Raw genomic sequence first — 520 nt, 5'->3', positions numbered from 1 at the left:
GACACAGGTGGGCGAGATGAGTATTCTAAGGCGCTTGAGAGAACTCGGGAGAAGGAACTCGGCAAATTGGTACCGTAACTTCGGGATAAGGTACGCCCCGGTAGCTTGATTGGTTTACTCCATGAGGGTGAAAGGGTTGCAATAAACTGGTGGCTGCGACTGTTTAATAAAAACACAGCACTCTGCAAACACGAAAGTGGACGTATAGGGTGTGACGCCTGCCCGGTGCTGGAAGATTAAATGATGGGGTGCAAGCTCTTGATTGAAGTCCCAGTAAACGGCGGCCGTAACTATAACGGTCCTAAGGTAGCGAAATTCCTTGTCGGGTAAGTTCCGACCTGCACGAATGGCGTAACGATGGCCACACTGTCTCCTCCCGAGACTCAGCGAAGTTGAAATGTTTGTGATGATGCAATCTACCCGCGGCTAGACGGAAAGACCCCATGAACCTTTACTGTAGCTTTGCATTGGACTTTGAATCAATCTGTGTAGGATAGGTGGGAGGCTTTGAAGCGGGGAC

Annotated in this window: 1 rRNA gene; it reads left to right on the top strand. The window is 50.2% G+C overall.

The window, feature by feature from the left end:
- A 23S ribosomal RNA gene (locus ACFPO9_RS27700) occupies positions 1-520 on the top strand; the annotation flags it as partial.

The organism is Massilia aerilata (assembly GCF_042656905.1).
GTDB classification, from domain to species: Bacteria; Pseudomonadota; Gammaproteobacteria; order Burkholderiales; family Burkholderiaceae_D; genus Telluria; species Telluria aerilata.
The sequence above is the reverse complement of the archived record's forward strand: the minus strand, read 5'-3'. Positions and strand labels throughout refer to the sequence as shown.